Genomic DNA, 18,524 nt, shown 5'->3' on the forward strand with positions numbered 1-18,524 from the left:
GAAAGCTCAAGTAATATCCGCCTACGCTGGCCTAGGCCGGCCTTGAACTGGAGACCTGGAGGAAACATGGAACATAACCGTCTGTTGCGCGCACTGCGTGTTACCGCCATCGCGGGCGTTGCAGCGGCATCGTTTGGCGTCGCGGGTTCTGCATTCGCACAGATCCCGAACAAAACGCTCGTCTACTGCTCAGAAGGCAGCCCGGCGGGCTTCGATTCCGCGCAGTTCACGACGGGCGTCGATTTCACCGCGTCAACGTTCCCGATCTACAACCGCCTCGTCGAGTTCGAGCGCGGCGGCACGAAGGTCGAGCCCGGCCTCGCCGAGAAGTGGGACATCTCGCCCGACGGCAAGGTCTACACGTTCCATCTGCGCCACGGCGTCAAGTTCCATACGACCGATTTCTTCAAGCCGACGCGCGAATTCAACGCGGACGACGTCGCGTTCACGTTCGAGCGGATGATCGATCCGAACCAGCCGTTTCGCAAGGCGTATCCGGTGTCGTTCCCGTACTTCACCGACATGGGCCTGGACAAGCTGATCGTGAAGATCGAGAAGGTCGATCCGTATACGGTCCGCTTCACGCTGAAGGAGCCGAACGCGCCGTTCATCCAGAACCTCGCGATGGAATACGCGTCGATCCTCTCCGCCGAATACGCGGACCAGCTGATGAAGGCGGGCAAGGCCGCCGACATCAATCAGAAGCCGATCGGCACGGGCCCGTTCATCTTCCGCAGCTACACGAAGGACGCGACGATCCGCTTCGACGGCAATCCTGATTATTGGAAGAAGGGCGCGGTGAAGATCTCGAAGCTGATCTTCTCGATCACGCCCGATCCGGGCGTGCGCGTGCAGAAGATCAAGCGCAACGAGTGCCAGGTGATGAGCTATCCGCGGCCCGCCGACATCGCGACGCTGAAGGCCGATCCGAACGTCGACATGCCGTCGCTGCCGGGCTTCAACCTCGGCTACCTCGCGTACAACGTGCAGCACAAGCCGGTCGACAAGCTCGAGGTGCGCCAGGCGCTCGACATGGCGATCAACAAGAAGGCGATCCTCGAATCCGTCTATCAGGGCGCGGGGCAGGCGGCGAGCGCGCCGATGCCGCCGACCCAATGGTCGTACGACAAGAACCTGAAGGCCGCCGCCTACGATCCGGCGAAGGCGAAGGCGCTGCTCGCGAAGGCGGGCTACCCGAACGGCTTCCCGATCACACTGTGGGCGATGCCCGTGCAGCGCCCGTACAACCCGAACGCGAAGCTGATGGCCGAGATGATCCAGGCCGACTGGGCGAAGATCGGCGTGCAGGCGAAGATCGTCACGTACGAGTGGGGCGAGTACATCAAGCGCGCGCATGCGGGCGAGCACGACACGATGCTGATCGGCTGGAACGGCGACAACGGCGACCCCGACAACTGGCTCGGCACGCTGCTCGGCTGCGAGGCGGTCAAGGGCAACAACTTCTCCGAGTGGTGCTACAAGCCGTTCGACGAGCTGATCCAGAAGGGCCGCGTGACGACCTCGCAGGATGCCCGCGCGAAGATTTACATGCAGGCGCAGCAGATCTTCGCGCAACAACTGCCGTTTTCGCCGATCGCGAACTCGACCGTCTATCAGCCGGTGCGCAAGAACGTCGTCGACATGCGGATCGAGCCGCTCGGCTATGCGCGCTTCGACGGCGTCAGCGTGAAATAAGCGCGTCGGTGCGCCGTTAGCCCGACTGCACGATAATCACCCGGCGACGGGGGGCCACGAGCTCCTCGTCGCCGGTCGCACATTTCCCACAAGAAATTATCGAGAAGCGTCATGTTCCGATTCGTCTTGCGCCGCGTGGGCATGGTGATCCCGACCTTCATCGGCATCACGGTGCTCGCGTTCGCGCTGATTCACCTGATACCGGGCGACCCCATCGAGGTGATGATGGGCGAGCGCGGCGTCGATCCGGCGATGCATGCGGAAGCGCTGCATCGCCTCGGGCTCGACGAGCCGCTTCCCATGCAGTACCTGCACTACGTCGGCCGCGCGCTGCACGGCGACCTGGGCACGTCGATCATCACCAACACGAGCGTGATGGGCGAGTTCCTCGCGCGCTTTCCGGCGACGGTCGAGCTGTCGATCTGCGCGCTCGCGTTCGCGCTCGCGTTCGGGCTGCCGGCCGGCGTGTTCGCGGCCCTCAGGCGCGGCACGATCGTCGATCACGGCGTGATGGGCACGGCGCTCACCGGCTATTCGATGCCGATCTTCTGGTGGGGGCTCATCCTCATCATGGTGTTCTCGTCGTATCTGGGCTGGACGCCCGTGTCGGGCCGCATCGCGGTCGAATACGAGATTCCTCATACGACGGGCTTCATGCTGATCGACACGCTGCTCTCCGGCGAGGAGGGCGCGTTCGCGTCGGCGGTGAGCCACCTGATCCTGCCCGCGATCGTGCTCGGCACGATCCCGCTCGCGGTGATCGCGCGGATGACGCGTTCGTCGATGCTCGAGGTGCTGCGCGAGGATTACATCCGCACCGCGCGCGCGAAGGGGCTGTCGCCCGCGCGCGTCGTCGTCGTGCATGCGCTGCGCAACGCGCTGATTCCGGTCGTCACGGTGATCGGCCTGCAGGTCGGCACGCTGCTCGCGGGCGCGGTGCTCACCGAGACGCTGTTCTCGTGGCCGGGCGTCGGCAAGTGGCTGATCGACGCGATCGGCCGCCGCGACTATCCGGTCGTGCAAGGCGGCATCCTGATGATCGCGACGCTCGTGATCGTCGTGAATCTCGTCGTCGATCTGCTGTACGGCGTGCTGAATCCGCGCATTCGCCATACGAGGTAATCGAACATGCATCCCCACACTCGTATCCATTCGCTGCGCCGGCGCTCGCGCGCCGCCGCGGCATTCGAGCGCGCATGCGCGGCCACGCGGGAGGCGCGATGAGCAACATGCAAAACACCATGCCGTCGCAGGCGGCGCCCGTGAGCGGCCGCGTGCTCGCGCTGCGCGAATTCTGGGCGAATTTCTCCCGTAATCGCGGCGCGGTGGGCGCCGGCGTCGTCGTGCTCGTGCTGGTCGCGGTCGCGCTCTTCGCGCCGTTGCTCGCGCCGCACAGCCCGATCGAGCAGTACCGCGACTCCGTGAAGATCCCGCCCGCGTGGCTCGCGGGCGGCAACTGGCAATTCGTGCTCGGCACCGACGAAGCGGGCCGCGACATCCTCTCGCGCCTGATGTACGGCGCGCGGATGTCGTTCTGGATCGGCTTCGTGTCGGTCGTGCTCGCGCTGATTCCCGGCGTCGTGCTCGGGCTGGTCGCCGCGTTCTTCCAGAAGTGGGCCGACACGCCCGTGATGCGCGTGATGGACGTGCTGCTCGCGCTGCCGTCGCTGCTGCTCGCGGTCGCGGTCGTCGCGATCATCGGCCCGGGCCTCACCAACACGATGTTCGCGATCGCGATCGTCGCGCTGCCCGCGTACGTGCGCCTCACGCGCGCGTCGGCGCTCGGCGAGCTGCAGAAGGAGTACGTGACGGCGTCGCGCGTCGCGGGCGCGGGCACGCTGCGGCTGATGTTCTCGCAGGTGCTGCCGAACTGCACGGCGCCGCTCATCGTGCAGGCGACGCTCGGCTTCTCGTCGGCGATCCTCGATGCGGCGGCGCTCGGCTTTCTCGGCCTTGGCGTGCAGCCGCCGACGGCCGAGTGGGGCGCGATGCTCGCATCGGCGCGCGACTACATCGACAACGCATGGTGGATCGTCACGATGCCGGGCCTGTCGATCCTGATCTCGGTGCTCGCGATCAACCTGCTCGGCGACGGGCTGCGCGACGCGCTCGATCCCAAACTCAAACGGATGGCCTGACATGAGCGATTTATTGACCATCCGCAATCTCGCGGTGAACTTCAACGGGCTGCCCGCGGTCGACAGGATCAACCTGTCCGTCGCGCGCGGCGAAGTGGTCGGCGTGGTGGGCGAGTCCGGCTCGGGCAAGAGCGTGACGATGATGGCGCTGATGGGCTTGATCGACGCGCCCGGCATCGTCACGGCCGACGAAGTCACGTTCGACGGCGTCGATCTGCTGAAGGCGAGCCCGAAGGCGCGCCGCAGGATCATCGGCAAGGATATCGCGATGGTGTTTCAGGACGCGCTGACGAGCCTGAACCCGAGCTACACGGTCGGCTATCAGATCAAGGAGGTGCTGAAGCTGCACGAGGGCCTGCGCGGCGACGCGCTGAACCGGCGCGCGCTCGAACTGCTCGACCAGGTCGGGATTCCCGATGCGAAGAACCGCATCGGCACGTTCCCGCACCAGATGTCGGGCGGCATGAACCAGCGCGTGATGATCGCGATGGCGGTCGCATGCAATCCGAAGCTTTTGATCGCCGACGAGCCGACGACCGCGCTCGACGTGACGATCCAGGCGCAGATCATGGATCTGCTCGTCACGCTGCAGAAGGAGCGCGGGATGGCGCTCGTGCTGATTTCCCACGATCTCGCGGTCGTGTCGGAAGTCGCGCAGCGCGTCGCGGTGATGTACGCGGGCGAGATCATCGAGACGAACCGCGTGCCGGACATCTTCGCGCATCCGCATCATCCGTACACCGAAGCGTTGCTCGCGGCGATTCCGGAGCACAATGCGGGCGCGAAGCGGCTCGCCGCGCTGCCCGGGATGGTGCCGGGCCGCGACGACCGGCCGAGCGGCTGCCTGTTCGCGCCGCGCTGCAAGTACGTCGTCGACGATTGCGTGAAGGCGCGCCCCGCGCTTGCCGAGCTCGCGCCGGGCACCGGCATGCGCGCGCGCTGCATCAAGCCGCTCAACCTGCAAGCGGCGTACACGCAAGGAGGCGCGCGATGAACGCAGTCCACGAAACGCGCGAAGCCGCCGCGCGCGACGACATCGTGCTCGTCGCGGACAATCTCGCGAAGCACTACACGGTGCGGCGCGGGATGTTCGGCCACGGCACCGTGAAGGCGCTCAACGGCGTGTCGTTCTCGCTCGCGCGCGGCAAGACGCTCGCCGTCGTCGGCGAATCCGGCTGCGGCAAGTCGACGCTCGCGCGGCAGCTCACGATGATCGAGCCGCCGAGCTCGGGGCACTTGTCGATCGACGGCCGAGACGTCGCGGGCGCGGACAGGGAGACGGTCGCCGCGCTGCGCCGCCGCGTGCAGATGGTGTTCCAGAATCCGTTCGCGTCGCTCAATCCGCGCAAGACGGTCGAGCAGACGCTCGCCGAGCCGCTCGCGATCAACACGCATCTGACGGCCGCGGAGCGCGCGCAGCGGATCGCGCAGATCATGCACACGGTGGGCTTGAGGCCCGAGCATGCGAAGCGCTATCCGCACATGTTCTCGGGCGGGCAGCGCCAGCGCGTCGCGATCGCGCGCGCGATGATCCTCGATCCGCAGATCGTCGTCGCCGACGAGCCGGTGTCCGCGCTCGACGTGTCGATCCAGGCGCAGATCCTGAATCTCTTCATGGATCTGCAGGAGCAGTTCAAGACGAGCTACGTGTTCATCTCGCACAACCTCTCTGTCGTCGAGCACATCGCCGACGACGTGATGGTGATGTACTTCGGCAGCGTCGCGGAGCTCGGCGACAAGAAGACGATCTACGCGCGGCCGCGGCACCCGTACACGCGCGCGTTGATGTCGGCGACGCCCGCGATCTTCGAGGCGGATCGCAAGATCCAGATCAAGCTGCAGGGCGAGCTGCCGTCGCCGCTCAATCCGCCGTCCGGCTGCGCGTTTCATCAGCGCTGCCCGTACGCGGTCGAGCGGTGCCGCGCCGAGGAGCCGAAGCTGCGCGACGTCGATGGCCGGCTCGTCGCCTGCCATCGCGCCGAGGAGGTGGGGGAGGCGAATGCCTGAGGCAGTGGCGGCGCGCGAAGCCGCGCGCCGCTCGCGCAACGGCGTCCGGCGCGCGGCGACGCACGCCGGACGGACTCCCCGGCGCTGGCGCGCGCGCGCGCTCGCCAGCGCCGTGCTCGCCGGCGCATGCGCGGCGGGCGGGCTCGCTTGGCCACCCGTCGGCGCGCTGGCGGCGGGCAGCGTCGCGACCGCGCCGCTGCCGCAGGCGCCGATTCCGGCGCCGAGCATGCAGTTGCCGGGCTTCCACGCGCCGCCGCCGTCGACGTCGAACGGCACCGTCGCGAGCGGCGCGGTGCGCACGCAGCCCGCACGGATGCCGTTCTACGTCGCGACGAAGGGCAAGGTCACGATCTACGTGCTCGGCACGCTGCACGTGGGCGACCCCGCAGACTATCCGGCGAACCAGCCGTTTCGCCGGCCGATCCTCGCGGCGCTCGCCGTGTCGCCGACGCTCGCGCTCGAACTGTCGCCGGACGATCTGCTCGAATCGCAGGACGACGTGTCGAAGTACGGCGTGTGCAACTACGCGTGCCTGCCGCGCCTGTTGCCGCGGCCTCTCTGGCAGAAGCTCGCGAACCGGCTGCGCGGCAATCCGGCCGCGCTCGCCGGCATTCGCAACATGCGGCCGTGGCTCGCGTCGCTCGTCGTCGAGACGTACGATTCGCTGTCGGCCGGCTTGCAGACCGAATACGGCACCGAGGCGCAGCTGCAGAACGTGTTCCTGCGCAAGAAGGGCGGCAAGGTGGTCGGGCTCGAGACGCTCGCCGAGCAGATGCGCGCGTTCACGGGCCTCTCGCTCGCGCAGCAGCGCGAGATGCTCGCGCAGGACATGGTGCAGACGCCCGCGCAGAACGCGGCCGACGTGCGCACGCTGCATCGCCTCTGGCGCATCGGCGACGCGGACGCGATCGCCGCCTGGGCGAACGCGAAGACGGAGCGGCTCGCGCGCGCGCAGTCGATCGCCGAGTCGATCGACAACAAGATCGTCTACGAGCGCAACCGTCGCTTCGTCGCGCGGATGACGGCGATCGCCGCGCCGAACCGGCCGCTGTTCGTCGCGATCGGCGCGCTGCACCTGGGCGGCCCGAAGGGCGTGCTCGAACTGCTGCGGCAGCAGGGCTATCGCGTCGACGCGGGGTGATCGGGAACCCGAACGAACCGGCGGGCGAATAGGGATAAACCCACATTTTGGCTGCGGCGCGCGGGCAAACGCTGTTCCGACGATTGACACTCCAGGGGGCTAAATCTATGCTCCCTTCACCAAGTCGTAAAAAAGAAAATGCGCTACGGGGAACAATAAAAACAGCGCGGGGGTAGCGTTGCCGGCACGCTTTCGGCGTGCCGGCAGCGGTTGTCTGCATGCACGACGGGGCCAATCACCACAACAAGCCACCATGCAGGCACGTACGCCCATTCGATGGGCGTTCCGCCGTCCGGCCGGGGGAAGCAGATGCGGGCGGCGGCGGACGCATTTTTTGTCCTGAACGCGGGATTCGGCCGCGACGATGCGCGGCCGTTGGCCGGCCCGCTGCGCGGATCGGCCGGCCGATCGAAGCAAAAGCGCCCGAGGGCGCTTTTTTCATGGGTGGCGTGCGGCCGCGCGCGTCAGCCGCTCATCGAAACATCAGAAGATTCAGCAGGACGATGTTCGTCGCGAGCAGCGCGAGCGCGGTCGGGATCTGAGCCTTGATCACGCCGTTCTTGTCGGGCAGCTCGAGCAGCGCGGCGGGCACCACGTTGAAGTTCGCGGCCATCGGCGTCATCAGCGTGCCGCAGTAGCCGGAGAACATCCCGATCGCGACCATCACGGCCGGGTCGCCATGGAACACGTTGACGAGGATCGGCACGCCGACGCCGCCCGTCATCACCGGAAACGCGGCGAAGCCGTTGCCCATCACCATCGTGAAGAGCGCCATCCCGATGCAGTACACGGCGACCGCGGCGAGCCGGTAGTCGAGGTTCACGTATGCGGTCGTCACGTGCGCGACCGCCTTGCCGACACCCGCGTCCGAGAACACGAGCCCGAGCATGCCGAGCATCTGCGGCAGCACGGCCGCCCACGACAGCGCGTCGACGAGACGCCGCGCCTCCTGCAGCGACTGGCCGACCGAATCGCGCGTGATCCAGCACGCTAAGCCGAGCGCGATCACGCAGCCGATGCCGAAGCCGATCAGCGTGACGTTCTTCGGATCGACGAGCGGCGCGCCGCCGATGTGCAGATGGCTCGCCGCGAGCGTGATCGCGACCGTCACGAACGGAATCGTGAGCGCGGGCGCGAAGAGCCGGTTGCCGATGCGCGCGGCGCTCGCGCGGCGCGCATCGTCGGACGGCAGCTTCGGCCTGGCCGCCGTCACGCCGCCGAAGCCCGCGATCAGCGCCATCGCGATCACGATGGCGCCGACGAGCTCGACGGGCAGCTTGTCGCCCACGAGGAAGACGAGCGCGTACAGCAGCCAGAAGCCGCCCGCGGTGAAGCGGCGCGGGTGCGCGCGGTCCGTGACGATCGTCGCGCCCACCGCGAGCAGCACGAGGCCGACGAGCCAGAACAGGTAATCGATCGTGAGCGTCATGCGTGGCCTCCGTTGTCGGCGGCGTTCGCGGCGATGTGCGATGCGGCGCTCGCGCGCAGCTCGCGTTCGAGTTTGCGGTCGAGCCGCCACAGCCGAAAGCCGTGGATCAGGAACGCGGACGCGGCGGTCGGAATGCCCCAGAGCGCGACGTGCATCGGCTCGACGGCGATGCCCGCCTCCTTCAGGAACGTCACCATCAGCACGATCGCGCCGAACGCGACGAAGATGTCCTCGCCGAAGAAGAGGCCGACGTTATCGGTCGCGGCCGCGTAGGCGCGCAGCCGGTGGCGGATCGCGTCGGGCAGCGGACCGAAGCGGTTCTCGGTCGCGCCTTCGGCCATCGGCGCGATCAGCGGCCGCACCATCTGCGGATGGCCGCCGAGGCCCGTCAGGCCGACGGCGGCCGTCAGCTCGCGCACGAGCAGATAGAGGATGAGGAGGCGTCCCGCGGTCGCCGCCCTGATGCTCGCGATCCACGCCTGCGCTCGCTCGCGCAGCCCGTGTCGCTCGAGCAGGCCGATCACGGCGAGCGGCAGCAGGATGATGAGCGGGATGTTGCGGGTCTTGATAAAGCCCGCGCCGATCGCGGCGAGGATGCGCTCGGGCGGGAAGTGCGCGCTCGCGGCCGTCACGATCGCCGCGGTCGCGACGATCAGCATCGGATTGAAGCGCAGCGCGAAGCCGACGACGATCACGGCGACGCCGATCAGCGGCCATAGACTTACTACGGTGCCTTGCATGAACATTCTCCTGACATGGGTTGGCGCGCGCCGTCTTCGGGCGGCGCGCGGCGGCTTGCGATCGGCGCGCGGCCGTCGCGCCGATGGGCCTTCGCGGCTCTGGCGGCCGCTCGGGTGCGGGCCGCGCGTGCGTTCGTCGCGCGCGTGCGCCCGGTCCGGGTGACGGCGAAGGCTGTCGCGCGGGCATGGGTGCGCGCCGGCCTTCGCCGTGTCGGCGAATCGTTCGTGCGGCGGGCGCGGCCCGCCGCGTGCAAGATGTCATCGAGTGCGCGCGGGCGCGCACCGGGCGGCGTTCATGTTTCGCGCCCTTTGCGGCCTTTGCGATTATTCGCGACGCACGCGCGCTCGGCGCGGCCGGGCCGCTTGCGCGGTGCCGGGTCGCTCAGAAAAAAGCGCCGCCGGCCGCACGGGCGAATCGCGCGCCCCCGTGCGAATGTCGGCTGAATTGCCGCCCGAATCGTTAAGCGCGCTCCCCCGCGTGCAGCGCGCCGGGCGCATGCACGTCGATGCCGGCCGCCTCGAGCGCCTCGCGGATGCGCTTCGCGAACGCGAGCGCGTGCGGGCCGTCGCCATGCAGGCAGACCGTCTGCGCGTTGAGCGGCACCCATTCGCCCGTGACCGCGCGCACGCGCTGGCCGCGGACCATCTCGAGCGTGCGCGCGAGCATCTCGCGCTCGTCGTCGACGAGCGCGCCCGGCTGGCTGCGCGGCACGAGCGAGCCGTCCGCGCGATAGCCGCGGTCGGCGAACACTTCCTCGACGGCGACGAGCCCCGCATGCCGCGCGGCATCGACGAATCCGCTGCTCGCGAGGCCGAACACCGCGAGCGACGGATCGAAATCGTGGATCGCCGACACCACCGCGTCGGCGATCTCGGCGTCGCGCGCGGCCTGGTTGTACAGCGCGCCGTGCGGCTTCACGTGCGCGATGCGCCCGCCTTCCGCCTGAGCGATCGCAGATAGCGCGCCCAATTGATACAGCACGCCCGCGTAGATCTCGCTCGCGGGCAGGTCCATTTCCTTGCGGCCGAAGTTCTCCGGATCGTGAAAGCTCGGATGCGCGCCGATCGACACGCCTTTTTCCACCGCCCAGCGCACGCAGTCGCGCATCGCCGGGGCGCCGCCCGCGTGCCAGCCGCACGCGATGTTCGCCGACGTGACGAGGTCGAGAAGCGCCTCGTCGGAGCCGCAGCCTTCGCCGAGGTCGGCGTTCAAATCGATTTCCATGATGTTTCTGCCCAAAGCGTTCGCGACCGGCCGCGTGGCGCGTCCGGTCCCGGAATCATGCGGCCGCTGCGCGCGCGGCGAGCGCGCGCTGCAGCGCCTCCTCGCGCATCTCGATCGCGATGTCGATCTGCCGCAGGTACGCGCGCTCGGCGGCGAGCGCGTCGCGCGCGGCCGCCGCCGTCACGCGGACGAAGCGCACCGGCAGGTTCAGGCGCGCCTGCGCGAGCTTCCAGAGGTCCGCGCGGATCACGGCGCCGATCCGCGGATAGCCGCCCGTCGTTTGCGCGTCGTTCATCAGCACGATCGGCTGGCCGTTGCCCGGCACCTGGATCGTGCCCGGCAGCACCGCGTGCGACAGCAGGTCGCCCGTCTCGGCGCGCTCGAGCTTCGCGCCCGCGAGCCGGTAGCCCATCCGGTTGCTGTTCGGCGTGACGACCCATTCCTCATCCCAGAAAGTCTGCTGCGATGCCGGCGTGAAGCTCGCGTATTGCGGGCCGGGCAGCACGCGCACGGGCATCGCCCATGCGGCGTGCGCATGCTTGGGGCGGCGCGGCTCCTTGTCGACGCGCGCGAACGCGCACCACGCGGGAGCCTTCACGCCGAACTCGGGCGCGTCGGGCCCGACGCACGCGGGCGCGGCGGCGGGCGGCGCGCCGACGGGCAGCCTGTCGCCGTCGCGCAGCACGCGGCCGCCGAGGCCGCCGAAGCGCGACGCGAGATCGGTGCTGCGCGAGCCGAGCATCGGCAGCACGTCGATGCCGCCCGCGACGCACAGGTAGCCGCGCATTCCGCGCTTCGCGACGGGCAGCGCGAGCGTCTGGCCGGCCGCGACGGGCACGCTCCACCACGAGTAGATCGGCGCGCCGTCGAGCGTCGCGCCGAACTCGGTGCCGGTGATCGCGATGCGGGTCGCGCGCGGAAACCGGAACGACGCGGGGCCGAGCGTGATTTCGATTGCGGCGGCGTCCGGCCGGTTGCCGACGAGGCGATTGCCGACTTCGAGCGCGAGCGAGTCGAGCGCGCCGCTTTGCGCGACGCCCAAATGGCGATAGCCGCGGCGTCCGAGATCCTGGACCGTCGACAGCGGCCCGGCGCGCAGCACCTCGATGCCGCCTGTTGCTTGGCGTGAAGTCATCCGGTGTGCACCCCTGCGACGGTGAAGCGCACGCGGTCGCCCGGCTGCAGGAGCGTGGGCGGCGTGCGCGCGGGATCGAAGAGCGCGAGCGGCGTGCGGCCGATCAGCTGCCAGCCGCCGGGCGCGGCGGCCGGGTAGATGCCCGTCTGCTCGCCGCCGATGCCGACCGAGCCGGCGGGCACTTCGAGCCGCGGCGCGGCGCGGCGCGGCGTGTGCAGCGAGCCGTCGAGGCCGCCCATGTACGTGAAGCCCGGCTGAAAGCCGAGGAAGAACACGACGTAGGTGCCCGCCGAATGGCGCCGCACGACCTCGTCGCGCGCGAGCCCCGTGTGCTTCGCGACCGCGTCGAGATCGGGGCCGAACGCGCCGCCGTACTCGACGGGGATCTCGATCTCGCGGCCGCTTTCGGCGACGCCGTCGGCGTCGCGCCACGCGGCCTTCATCAGCGGCGCGAGCGTGTCGGCCGTCGTTTCGAGCGGATCGAACACGATCGTCAGGTTGTTCATGCCGGGCACGACGTCGACGACGTGCGGCCAGCCGGCCGCCGCGCTCGCGACCGCCCACACGCGGCGCTGGCATTCGAGCGTCGCGGGCGGGGGCGACTCGCAGACGAGGGCGGTGTCGCCAAGCGGATAGATGCGTGGAGTGGTCATCGGTGGCAAGCAAACGGCGTTGAGCCGAGTGAAGAATACATTATCAATAAAATGTCGATAACTTCTCGTCAAAAAAATTCGTCGAACGTCGTGCGGACGACTTTGGCGTACACTTTCGCGCACTTCCGACTCGCCTTCGCCGATCAGCCATGCCGCGCCATCCGACCAAGATCGTATCGTCCGAACATCTCGTTTCCGAGACAAGCGCGGAGCTCTCCGAGCTCGAATATGCGCTCATCATGGCGGGAAATGCGTTCAATCGCTGGATGGTCCGGTGCATGGCGGCGGCCGGAGCGAAGGACATGACGGCGGTCGAGGTGTCGCTGCTGCATCACGTGAGCCACCGGGACCGCAAGAAGAAACTGGCCGACATTTGCTTCGTGCTCAACATCGAGGACACGCACGTCGCGACGTACGCACTCAAGAAGCTGGTAGCTAGAGGGTACGTAAAAAGCGAAAAGACTGGCAAGGAAGTGTTCTTTGACGCGACCGACGCGGGCCGCGCGCTCTGCCTCAAGTACCGCGACGTGCGCGAGCGCTGCCTGATCGAGACCCTGAAGGACAGCGGGCTCACGAACGAGCAGATCGGCGATGCCGCGCAACTGTTGCGCCACGCGTCGGGGCTGTACGACACCGCGGCGCGCGCGGCCGCGTCGCTGTAGCGTCCGGGCGGCGCCGCGGCGGGGCGGGGCGGGCCTCGCCGGGCCGCGCGCCGGCCGCCGCGCGTCAGTCGCCGGACCGATAGAGCCGGGTTTCGGTGACGATCCAGTCGAGCGGCAGATCGTGCGCTTCGCGCGGCAGCTCGCGCACGCCGCACGCGTCGTACGCGACGCCGACCGTCGCAGGCGGCGCCGCGCCCGGCCACGCGGCGAGCGTGCGGTCGTAATAGCCGCCGCCGTAGCCGAGCCGGAAGCAGCCGTGATCGAAGCCGACGCACGGAATCAGCAGCAGGTCCGGCACGAGCCGCGCGCCCGCCGCGGGCTCGGCGATCCGGTGGCGGCCCTCGCGCATCGGCGCATCGGGCGTCCACGCGTGGAATTCGAGCGGCGTGCGAGGCGCTCCGATCACGGGCAGCGCGGCCTGCCGGCTCGCGTCGCCCGCGAGCCAGGACGCGATCGCGTCGCGCGCGTCGAACTCGCCCGGCAGCGGCCAGTAGAAGCCGACCGTGCGCGGCGCGCACTGCGCGAGAATCGCGAGCACGCGTTGTGCGAGCGCCTCGTGCGCGAGCGGCGAGCGATGCGCGTCGAGGCGGCGCTGCGCAAGCGTTTCGCGCAGCGTTTGCTTCGGGTTCGGCGCTTGGGCGCGTGCTATGCTTTCGCTCACTAGAGTGCTCCGTTCACAACGATGTCAACCAGCCTTTTTCGAGTATATCGCGCGGTCGCGGCGCCCCTCGTCGCGGTCGTGCTGGCCGCGGGGACGGCCGCTTGCGCCGCGCAGACCGCTGACGAAATGTCGTCGAACGACGATCGGGTGTTCGTCCAGTTGCGCGAGGCCGCGCGAAAGAACGATCCCGTGCGCGCCGCGCAGCTCGCCGCGATGATCCCGAATTATCCGGCGCCGTCGTATCTCGAATACTTCCAGATCAAGCCGCAACTGTTCGATTCGGCGGGCCACGCGCGCCTCGACGCGCCCGACGCGCCGGTGCTGTCGTTCCTGTCGCGCTACGACGGCCAGGCGATCGCCGACCGGATGCGCAACGATTACCTGCTCGTGCTCGGCGCGCGCCACGACTGGCGCAACTTCGACGATCAGTACAAGCGCTTCGTGCTCGACGACGACACGCAGGTGAAGTGCTATGCGCTCGAATCGCGCGCGGCGCGCGGCGAGAACGTCGCGGACATGGCGCGCGAGCTGCTCGTCGAGCCGAAGTATTACGGCGACGCGTGCGTCGATCTCATTACCGCGCTCGCGACGAACAAGCAGTTCTCGAGCGACGACGTGTGGGCGCAGGTGCGCCTCGCGTACGAGCAGAACTACACGACGCTCGGCGGCAAGATCGCCGACGCGCTCGGCCCGCGCCCGGTCGGCTTGGATCAGGTGACGAGCGCGCCGCCGCTCTTCCTCGCGCGCGGCGTCGGCTCGGACGCGACGTCGCGCCAGCTCGCGCTCGTCGCGATCACGCGAATGGCGCGCAACGATCCGGAAGCGGCGGCGGGGCAGCTCACGTCGCTCGCGTCGACGCTGTCGGCGAACGAGCAGGCGATCGGCTGGGGCGAGATCGGCTATCAGGCGGCGGTCAAGCGGATGCCGCAGGCCGCGTCGTGGTACCGGAAGTCGATGGGCGCGCCGCTGTCGAATCCGGCCTACGAATGGCGCGTGCGCGCGGCGCTCCTTGCCGGCGACTGGGCGATGGTGCGCCGCTCGATCGAGCAGATGCCCGAGCGGCTGCGCGACGACACGACGTGGATCTACTGGCGCGGCCGCGCGCTGAAGGAAGGCGGCGACACGCTGAAGGCGAACCAGGAGTTCGAGCGGATCGCCGGGCAGTTCAATTTCTACGGGCAGCTCGCGGGCGAGGAGCTCGGCCAGAAGACGACGGTCCCGCCGCGCACGAAGGTGACGGACGCCGAGATCGACGCGATGAGCAAGGTGCCGGGCTTCGCGCTCGCGCAGCGCTTCTACGCGCTCAATCTGCGGCTCGAAGGCAATCGCGAATGGAACTGGCCGCTGCGCGGGATGACCGATCGGCAACTGCTCGCCGCAGCCGAGTACGGCAAGCGCGTCGACCTGCTCGACCGCACGGTCAACACCGCGGATCGCACGACGGCCGAGCACGATTTCTCGCTGCGCTATCCGTCGCCGTATCGCGACATCGTCGAGCGCTACGCGCGCACCAACGGGCTCGACGTCGAATGGGCGTACGGGCTGATCCGCCAGGAATCGCGCTTCATCACGAACGCGCGCTCGTCGGTGGGCGCGGGCGGCCTGATGCAGCTGATGCCGGCGACCGCGCAACTCGTCGCGAAGAAGCTCGGCCTCGGCACGGTCACGCGCGCGCAGATGCACGACATCGATACGAACGTGCAGCTCGGCACGTGGTATCTGTCCGACATCTACCAGAAGTTCGACGACTCGGCCGTGCTCGCGACGGCCGGCTACAACGCCGGGCCGGGCCGGCCGGCGCAATGGCGGCAGGTGCTCGCGCGTCCCGTCGAAGGCGCGATCTTCGCGGAGACGATCCCGTTCAACGAGACGCGCGAATATGTGAAGAACGTGCTGTCGAACGAGACGTACTACGCGGCGCTCTTCGAGAAGAAGCCGCAATCGCTGAAGGCTCGCCTCGGCTTCATCGCGCCGTAACGCGCGTCGCGCGCCGTCCGCAACGCCGCGCACGCGTTTTCCGGGCGCCGCCGGCCGACGCTTCGTATGAGATTCGCCGCCGCGCGCCGCGCGGCGGCGCGCTTTGGTGAGGCACGATCATGCAGGGCCAGACCATCGCCATGCTCGGCGGCACGGGCTTCATCGGCAGCCGCCTCGTCAACGCGCTCGTCGACGCGGGCGCGCATGTGCGGATCGGCGCGCGCCGCCGCGACCATGCGCGGCATCTCGCGACGCTGCCCGTCGACATCGTCGAGCTGACCGCATTCGACGTGCGCGAACTCGCGCGCTTCGTCGCCGGCGCGCACGCGGCCGTCAACCTCGTCGGCGTGCTGCATGGCGGACGCGGCAAGCGTTACGGCGAGGGCTTCGAGCGGCTGCACGTCGCGCTGCCCGCGGCGCTCGCCGCCGCGTGCATCGAAGCGCGCGTGCCGCGCATGCTCCATGTGAGCGCGCTCGGCGCGGACCCGAACGCGCCGAGCATGTACCTGCGCTCGAAGGGCGACGGCGAGGCCGCGTTGCATGCGCAGGCCGCGGCGGGCGTGCTCGACGTCACGGTGTTCCGGCCGTCGATCGTGTTCGGCCCGGGCGACGCGTTCCTCAACACGTTCGCGCGGCTTCAGCGGATCTTTCCGGTGCTGCCGCTCGCGATGCCCGACGCGTTGATGCAGCCGATCTACGTCGGCGACGTCGCGCAGGCGATCGCGAACGCCTGCGCGCGCGACGCGACGCGCGGCAGGACCTACGAGCTCGGCGGGCCGCGCACGTACCGGCTCGAGGAGATCGTCCGCTATGCGGGCCGGCTCGTCGGCCGCCCCGCGCGGATCGTCCGGCTGCCCGACGCGCTCGCGCGGCTGCAGGCGTGCGTGTTCGAAATGCTGCCGGGTGAGCCGCTCATCACGCGCGACAATCTTGCGTCGCTGTCGGTGCCGAGCGTGATGACGGGGCCGATCGCGCCCGAGCTCGGGATCACGCCCGCGAGCCTAGAGAGCATCGCGCCGACCTATATCGGCGACGCGGCGCTGCGCTCGCGCTTTTCCGACTGGCGCGCGCGCCGGTAAGCAGACGGTGCGACCGCGGCCGCCGCGGGTCGACCGGACAATCGACAACTACAGGATGAATCCCATGAAACTCGTGATCGGAGACAAGAACTACTCGTCGTGGTCGATGCGCCCGTGGGTGCTGATGAAGCACTTCGGCATCCCGTTCGACGAGGTGATGATCGGGCTGCGGCTCGACGATACGGCGCAGCGCATCCTCGCGCACTCGCCGTCCGGCAAGGTGCCGTGCCTCGTCGACGACGACGGCGGCGCGGTCTGGGATTCGCTCGCGATCGTCGAGACGCTCGCCGAGCGCTTTGCGCAGCACGCGCTGTGGCCGCGCGATCCGGCTGCGCGAGCGCATGCGCGCAGCGTGTCCGCCGAGATGCACGCGGGTTTTCCCGCGCTGCGCAGCGAGATGCCGCTCAACGTGCGCGAGTCGCACCCCGGGCGCGGCGCGACGCCCGCCGCGCTCGCCGACGTCGCGCGCATCGACGAGCTGTGGCGCACGTGCCTCGCCGCGTCGGGCGGCCCGTTCCTGTTCGGCGAGTTCTCGATCGCCGATGCGATGTACGCGCCCGTCGTGCTGCGCTTCAAGACCTACGCGCCGCCGCTGTCACCGGAGGCGAGCGCGTATGCCGCGCGCGTCGCCGAGCTGCCGGCCGTGCGCGAATGGGTCGAGGGCGCGCGCGGCGAGACCCGCGTGATCGACATCTACGGGCCGTCGCGATGAAGATCTACGCGGTGGGCGGCGCGATTCGCGACGCACTGCTCGGCCTGCCGGTGCGTGATCGCGACTACGTCGTCGTCGGCGCGACGCCCGAGCGGATGGCCGCGCAAGGCTTCAAGCCGGTCGGCAAGGATTTTCCGGTGTTCCTGCATCCGGACACGCGCGAGGAATACGCGCTCGCGCGCACCGAGCGCAAGACGGCGGCCGGCTATCACGGCTTCCAGTTCTATTACGCGCCCGACGTCACGCTCGAGCAGGATCTCGTGCGGCGCGACCTGACGATCAACGCGATGGCGCGCGAAGTGAGCCCGGACGGCGCGCTCGTCGGGCCGGTCGTCGATCCGTTCGGCGGGCAGGCGGATTTGCGCGCGAAGCTGTTCCGGCACGTCGGCGGCGCGTTCGTCGAGGACCCGGTGCGGGTGCTGCGCGTCGCGCGCTTCGCCGCGCGCTTCGCCGATTTTGCGGTTGCGCCCGAGACGTCCGCGCTGATGCGCGAGATGGTCGACGCGGGCGAGGTCGACGCGCTCGTGCCCGAGCGCGTGTGGCAGGAGCTCGCGCGCGGGCTGATGGAAGCGAAGCCGTCGCGGATGTTTGCGGTGCTGCGCGAGTGCGGCGCGCTCGTGCGAATCCTGCCCGAGATCGACGCGCTCTTCGGCGTGCCGCAGCGCGCCGACTATCACCCCGAGGTCGACACGGGCGTGCACGTGATGATGGTGATCGATCACGCGGCGAAGCAGGGCTATTCGCTGCCGGTGCGCTTCGCGGCGCTCACGCACGACCTCGGCAAGGCGACGACGCCCGCCGACGCGCTGCCGCGCCACATCGGCCACGAGGGCCGCAGCGTCGATCTGCTGAAGCCGCTGTGCGAGCGGCTGCGGGTGCCGAACGAGTGCCGCGATCTGGCGCTCGTCGTCGCGCGCGAGCACGGCAACCTGCATCGGGTGATGGGGATGGGCGCGGCCGCGCTGGTGCGCCTGTTCGAGCGCGCCGACGCGCTGCGCAAGCCGGCGCGCTTCGCCGAGGCGCTGCAGGCGAGCGAGGCCGACGCGCGCGGCCGGCTCGGCCTCGAGACGACGTCCTATCCGCAGGCGGAGCGGCTGCGGCAGGCGCTCGTCGCCGCGCGTTCGGTCGATGCGGGTGCGATCGCGCAGGGGCTCGCGGGCGAGCCCGCGAAGATCAAGGATGCGGTGCACCGCGCGCGCGTGCGCGCGGTCGCGCAGGCGACCGGCGTCGCGGAGTAGGCGGGTGTCGGGGTTGGCGGGTGTCGGGGTTG

The 18,524-nt window shown here is 69.4% G+C and carries 17 protein-coding genes; 11 read left to right on the top strand and 6 right to left on the bottom strand.

What is annotated here, in order from left to right; translation table 11 throughout:
• Window positions 1–66 precede the first annotated feature (66 nt).
• The 6 genes from BTH_RS13320 to BTH_RS13345 all read left to right on the top strand — a co-directional run bounded on the left by BTH_RS13320 (window position 67) and on the right by BTH_RS13345 (window position 6,981).
• Entirely contained in the window at window positions 67–1,695 is a 1,629-nt protein-coding gene (locus BTH_RS13320) for an ABC transporter substrate-binding protein (protein WP_009893476.1), read from the top strand.
• 111 nt (window positions 1,696–1,806) lie between these two features.
• A complete protein-coding gene (locus BTH_RS13325) occupies window positions 1,807–2,817 on the top strand; it encodes an ABC transporter permease subunit (protein ID WP_009893474.1) in 1,011 nt (336 codons plus the stop codon).
• A gap of 98 nt (window positions 2,818–2,915) precedes the next feature.
• Complete coding sequence (locus BTH_RS13330) at window positions 2,916–3,833, top strand: ABC transporter permease subunit (protein ID WP_009902262.1); 918 nt, start codon at window positions 2,916–2,918, stop codon at window positions 3,831–3,833.
• Between the two features lies 1 nt (window position 3,834).
• Window positions 3,835–4,827 carry an ABC transporter ATP-binding protein gene (locus tag BTH_RS13335; RefSeq protein WP_009893471.1) on the top strand — a complete coding sequence of 331 codons (993 nt, stop codon included), beginning with the start codon at window positions 3,835–3,837 and terminating at the stop codon, window positions 4,825–4,827.
• Window positions 4,824–5,840: a peptide ABC transporter ATP-binding protein gene (locus tag BTH_RS13340; RefSeq protein WP_009893469.1), complete on the top strand. Its 1,017-nt coding sequence runs from the start codon at window positions 4,824–4,826 to the stop codon at window positions 5,838–5,840. Before BTH_RS13335 ends, BTH_RS13340 begins: the two co-directional genes overlap by 4 nt.
• A complete protein-coding gene (locus BTH_RS13345; protein ID WP_043288863.1) occupies window positions 5,833–6,981 on the top strand; it encodes a TraB/GumN family protein in 1,149 nt (382 codons plus the stop codon). The genes BTH_RS13340 and BTH_RS13345 overlap by 8 nt, the downstream gene beginning before the upstream one ends.
• Before the next feature lie 472 nt (window positions 6,982–7,453).
• Here the strand turns inward: BTH_RS13345 and BTH_RS13350 are convergent, their stop codons facing one another.
• The 5 genes from BTH_RS13350 to pxpB all read right to left on the bottom strand — a co-directional run bounded on the left by BTH_RS13350 (window position 7,454) and on the right by pxpB (window position 12,163).
• Window positions 7,454–8,410, bottom strand: coding sequence for a DUF979 domain-containing protein (locus tag BTH_RS13350; RefSeq protein ID WP_009893467.1), 957 nt, complete (start codon window positions 8,408–8,410; stop codon window positions 7,454–7,456).
• Window positions 8,407–9,150, bottom strand: a complete 744-nt coding sequence (locus BTH_RS13355; RefSeq protein ID WP_011401701.1) for a DUF969 domain-containing protein — start codon at window positions 9,148–9,150, stop codon at window positions 8,407–8,409. Before BTH_RS13355 ends, BTH_RS13350 begins: the two co-directional genes overlap by 4 nt.
• 460 nt (window positions 9,151–9,610) lie before the next feature.
• Complete coding sequence (pxpA, locus tag BTH_RS13365) at window positions 9,611–10,375, bottom strand: 5-oxoprolinase subunit PxpA (protein WP_009893463.1); 765 nt, start codon at window positions 10,373–10,375, stop codon at window positions 9,611–9,613.
• A gap of 55 nt (window positions 10,376–10,430) precedes the next feature.
• A complete protein-coding gene (locus tag BTH_RS13370; RefSeq protein ID WP_011401702.1) occupies window positions 10,431–11,510 on the bottom strand; it encodes a biotin-dependent carboxyltransferase family protein in 1,080 nt (359 codons plus the stop codon).
• A complete protein-coding gene (gene pxpB, locus BTH_RS13375) occupies window positions 11,507–12,163 on the bottom strand; it encodes a 5-oxoprolinase subunit PxpB (protein WP_009893460.1) in 657 nt (218 codons plus the stop codon). The genes BTH_RS13370 and pxpB overlap by 4 nt, the downstream gene beginning before the upstream one ends.
• Before the next feature lie 149 nt (window positions 12,164–12,312).
• Between pxpB and BTH_RS13380 the strand changes: the two genes are divergently transcribed.
• Window positions 12,313–12,825, top strand: a complete 513-nt coding sequence (locus BTH_RS13380; protein ID WP_009893459.1) for a winged helix DNA-binding protein — start codon at window positions 12,313–12,315, stop codon at window positions 12,823–12,825.
• A gap of 64 nt (window positions 12,826–12,889) precedes the next feature.
• On the opposite strand, the gene BTH_RS13385 is transcribed toward BTH_RS13380, so the two are convergent.
• Window positions 12,890–13,486: a 5-formyltetrahydrofolate cyclo-ligase gene (locus tag BTH_RS13385; protein WP_009893458.1), complete on the bottom strand. Its 597-nt coding sequence runs from the start codon at window positions 13,484–13,486 to the stop codon at window positions 12,890–12,892.
• A gap of 21 nt (window positions 13,487–13,507) precedes the next feature.
• Here BTH_RS13385 and BTH_RS13390 point away from each other — a divergent pair, with 21 nt between their 5' ends.
• The 4 genes from BTH_RS13390 (at window position 13,508) to BTH_RS13405 (ending at window position 18,492) form a co-directional block, all read left to right on the top strand.
• The gene (locus BTH_RS13390; RefSeq protein ID WP_009893457.1) at window positions 13,508–15,463 is read left to right on the top strand and encodes a lytic transglycosylase domain-containing protein; all 1,956 of its coding nucleotides are present in this window, start codon (window positions 13,508–13,510) and stop codon (window positions 15,461–15,463) included.
• Between the two features lie 119 nt (window positions 15,464–15,582).
• Window positions 15,583–16,542 carry a complex I NDUFA9 subunit family protein gene (locus BTH_RS13395; RefSeq protein ID WP_009893455.1) on the top strand — a complete coding sequence of 320 codons (960 nt, stop codon included), beginning with the start codon at window positions 15,583–15,585 and terminating at the stop codon, window positions 16,540–16,542.
• A gap of 64 nt (window positions 16,543–16,606) precedes the next feature.
• On the top strand, window positions 16,607–17,254 hold the full coding sequence (locus BTH_RS13400; protein ID WP_009893454.1) for a glutathione S-transferase family protein: 648 nt from the start codon (window positions 16,607–16,609) through the stop codon (window positions 17,252–17,254).
• Complete coding sequence (locus BTH_RS13405) at window positions 17,251–18,492, top strand: multifunctional CCA addition/repair protein (RefSeq protein WP_009893452.1); 1,242 nt, start codon at window positions 17,251–17,253, stop codon at window positions 18,490–18,492. The genes BTH_RS13400 and BTH_RS13405 overlap by 4 nt, the downstream gene beginning before the upstream one ends.
• The last annotated feature ends 32 nt before the right edge of the window (window positions 18,493–18,524 follow it).

Origin of the sequence: Burkholderia thailandensis E264 (assembly GCF_000012365.1) — a bacterium.
Lineage (GTDB): Bacteria > Pseudomonadota > Gammaproteobacteria > Burkholderiales > Burkholderiaceae > Burkholderia > Burkholderia thailandensis.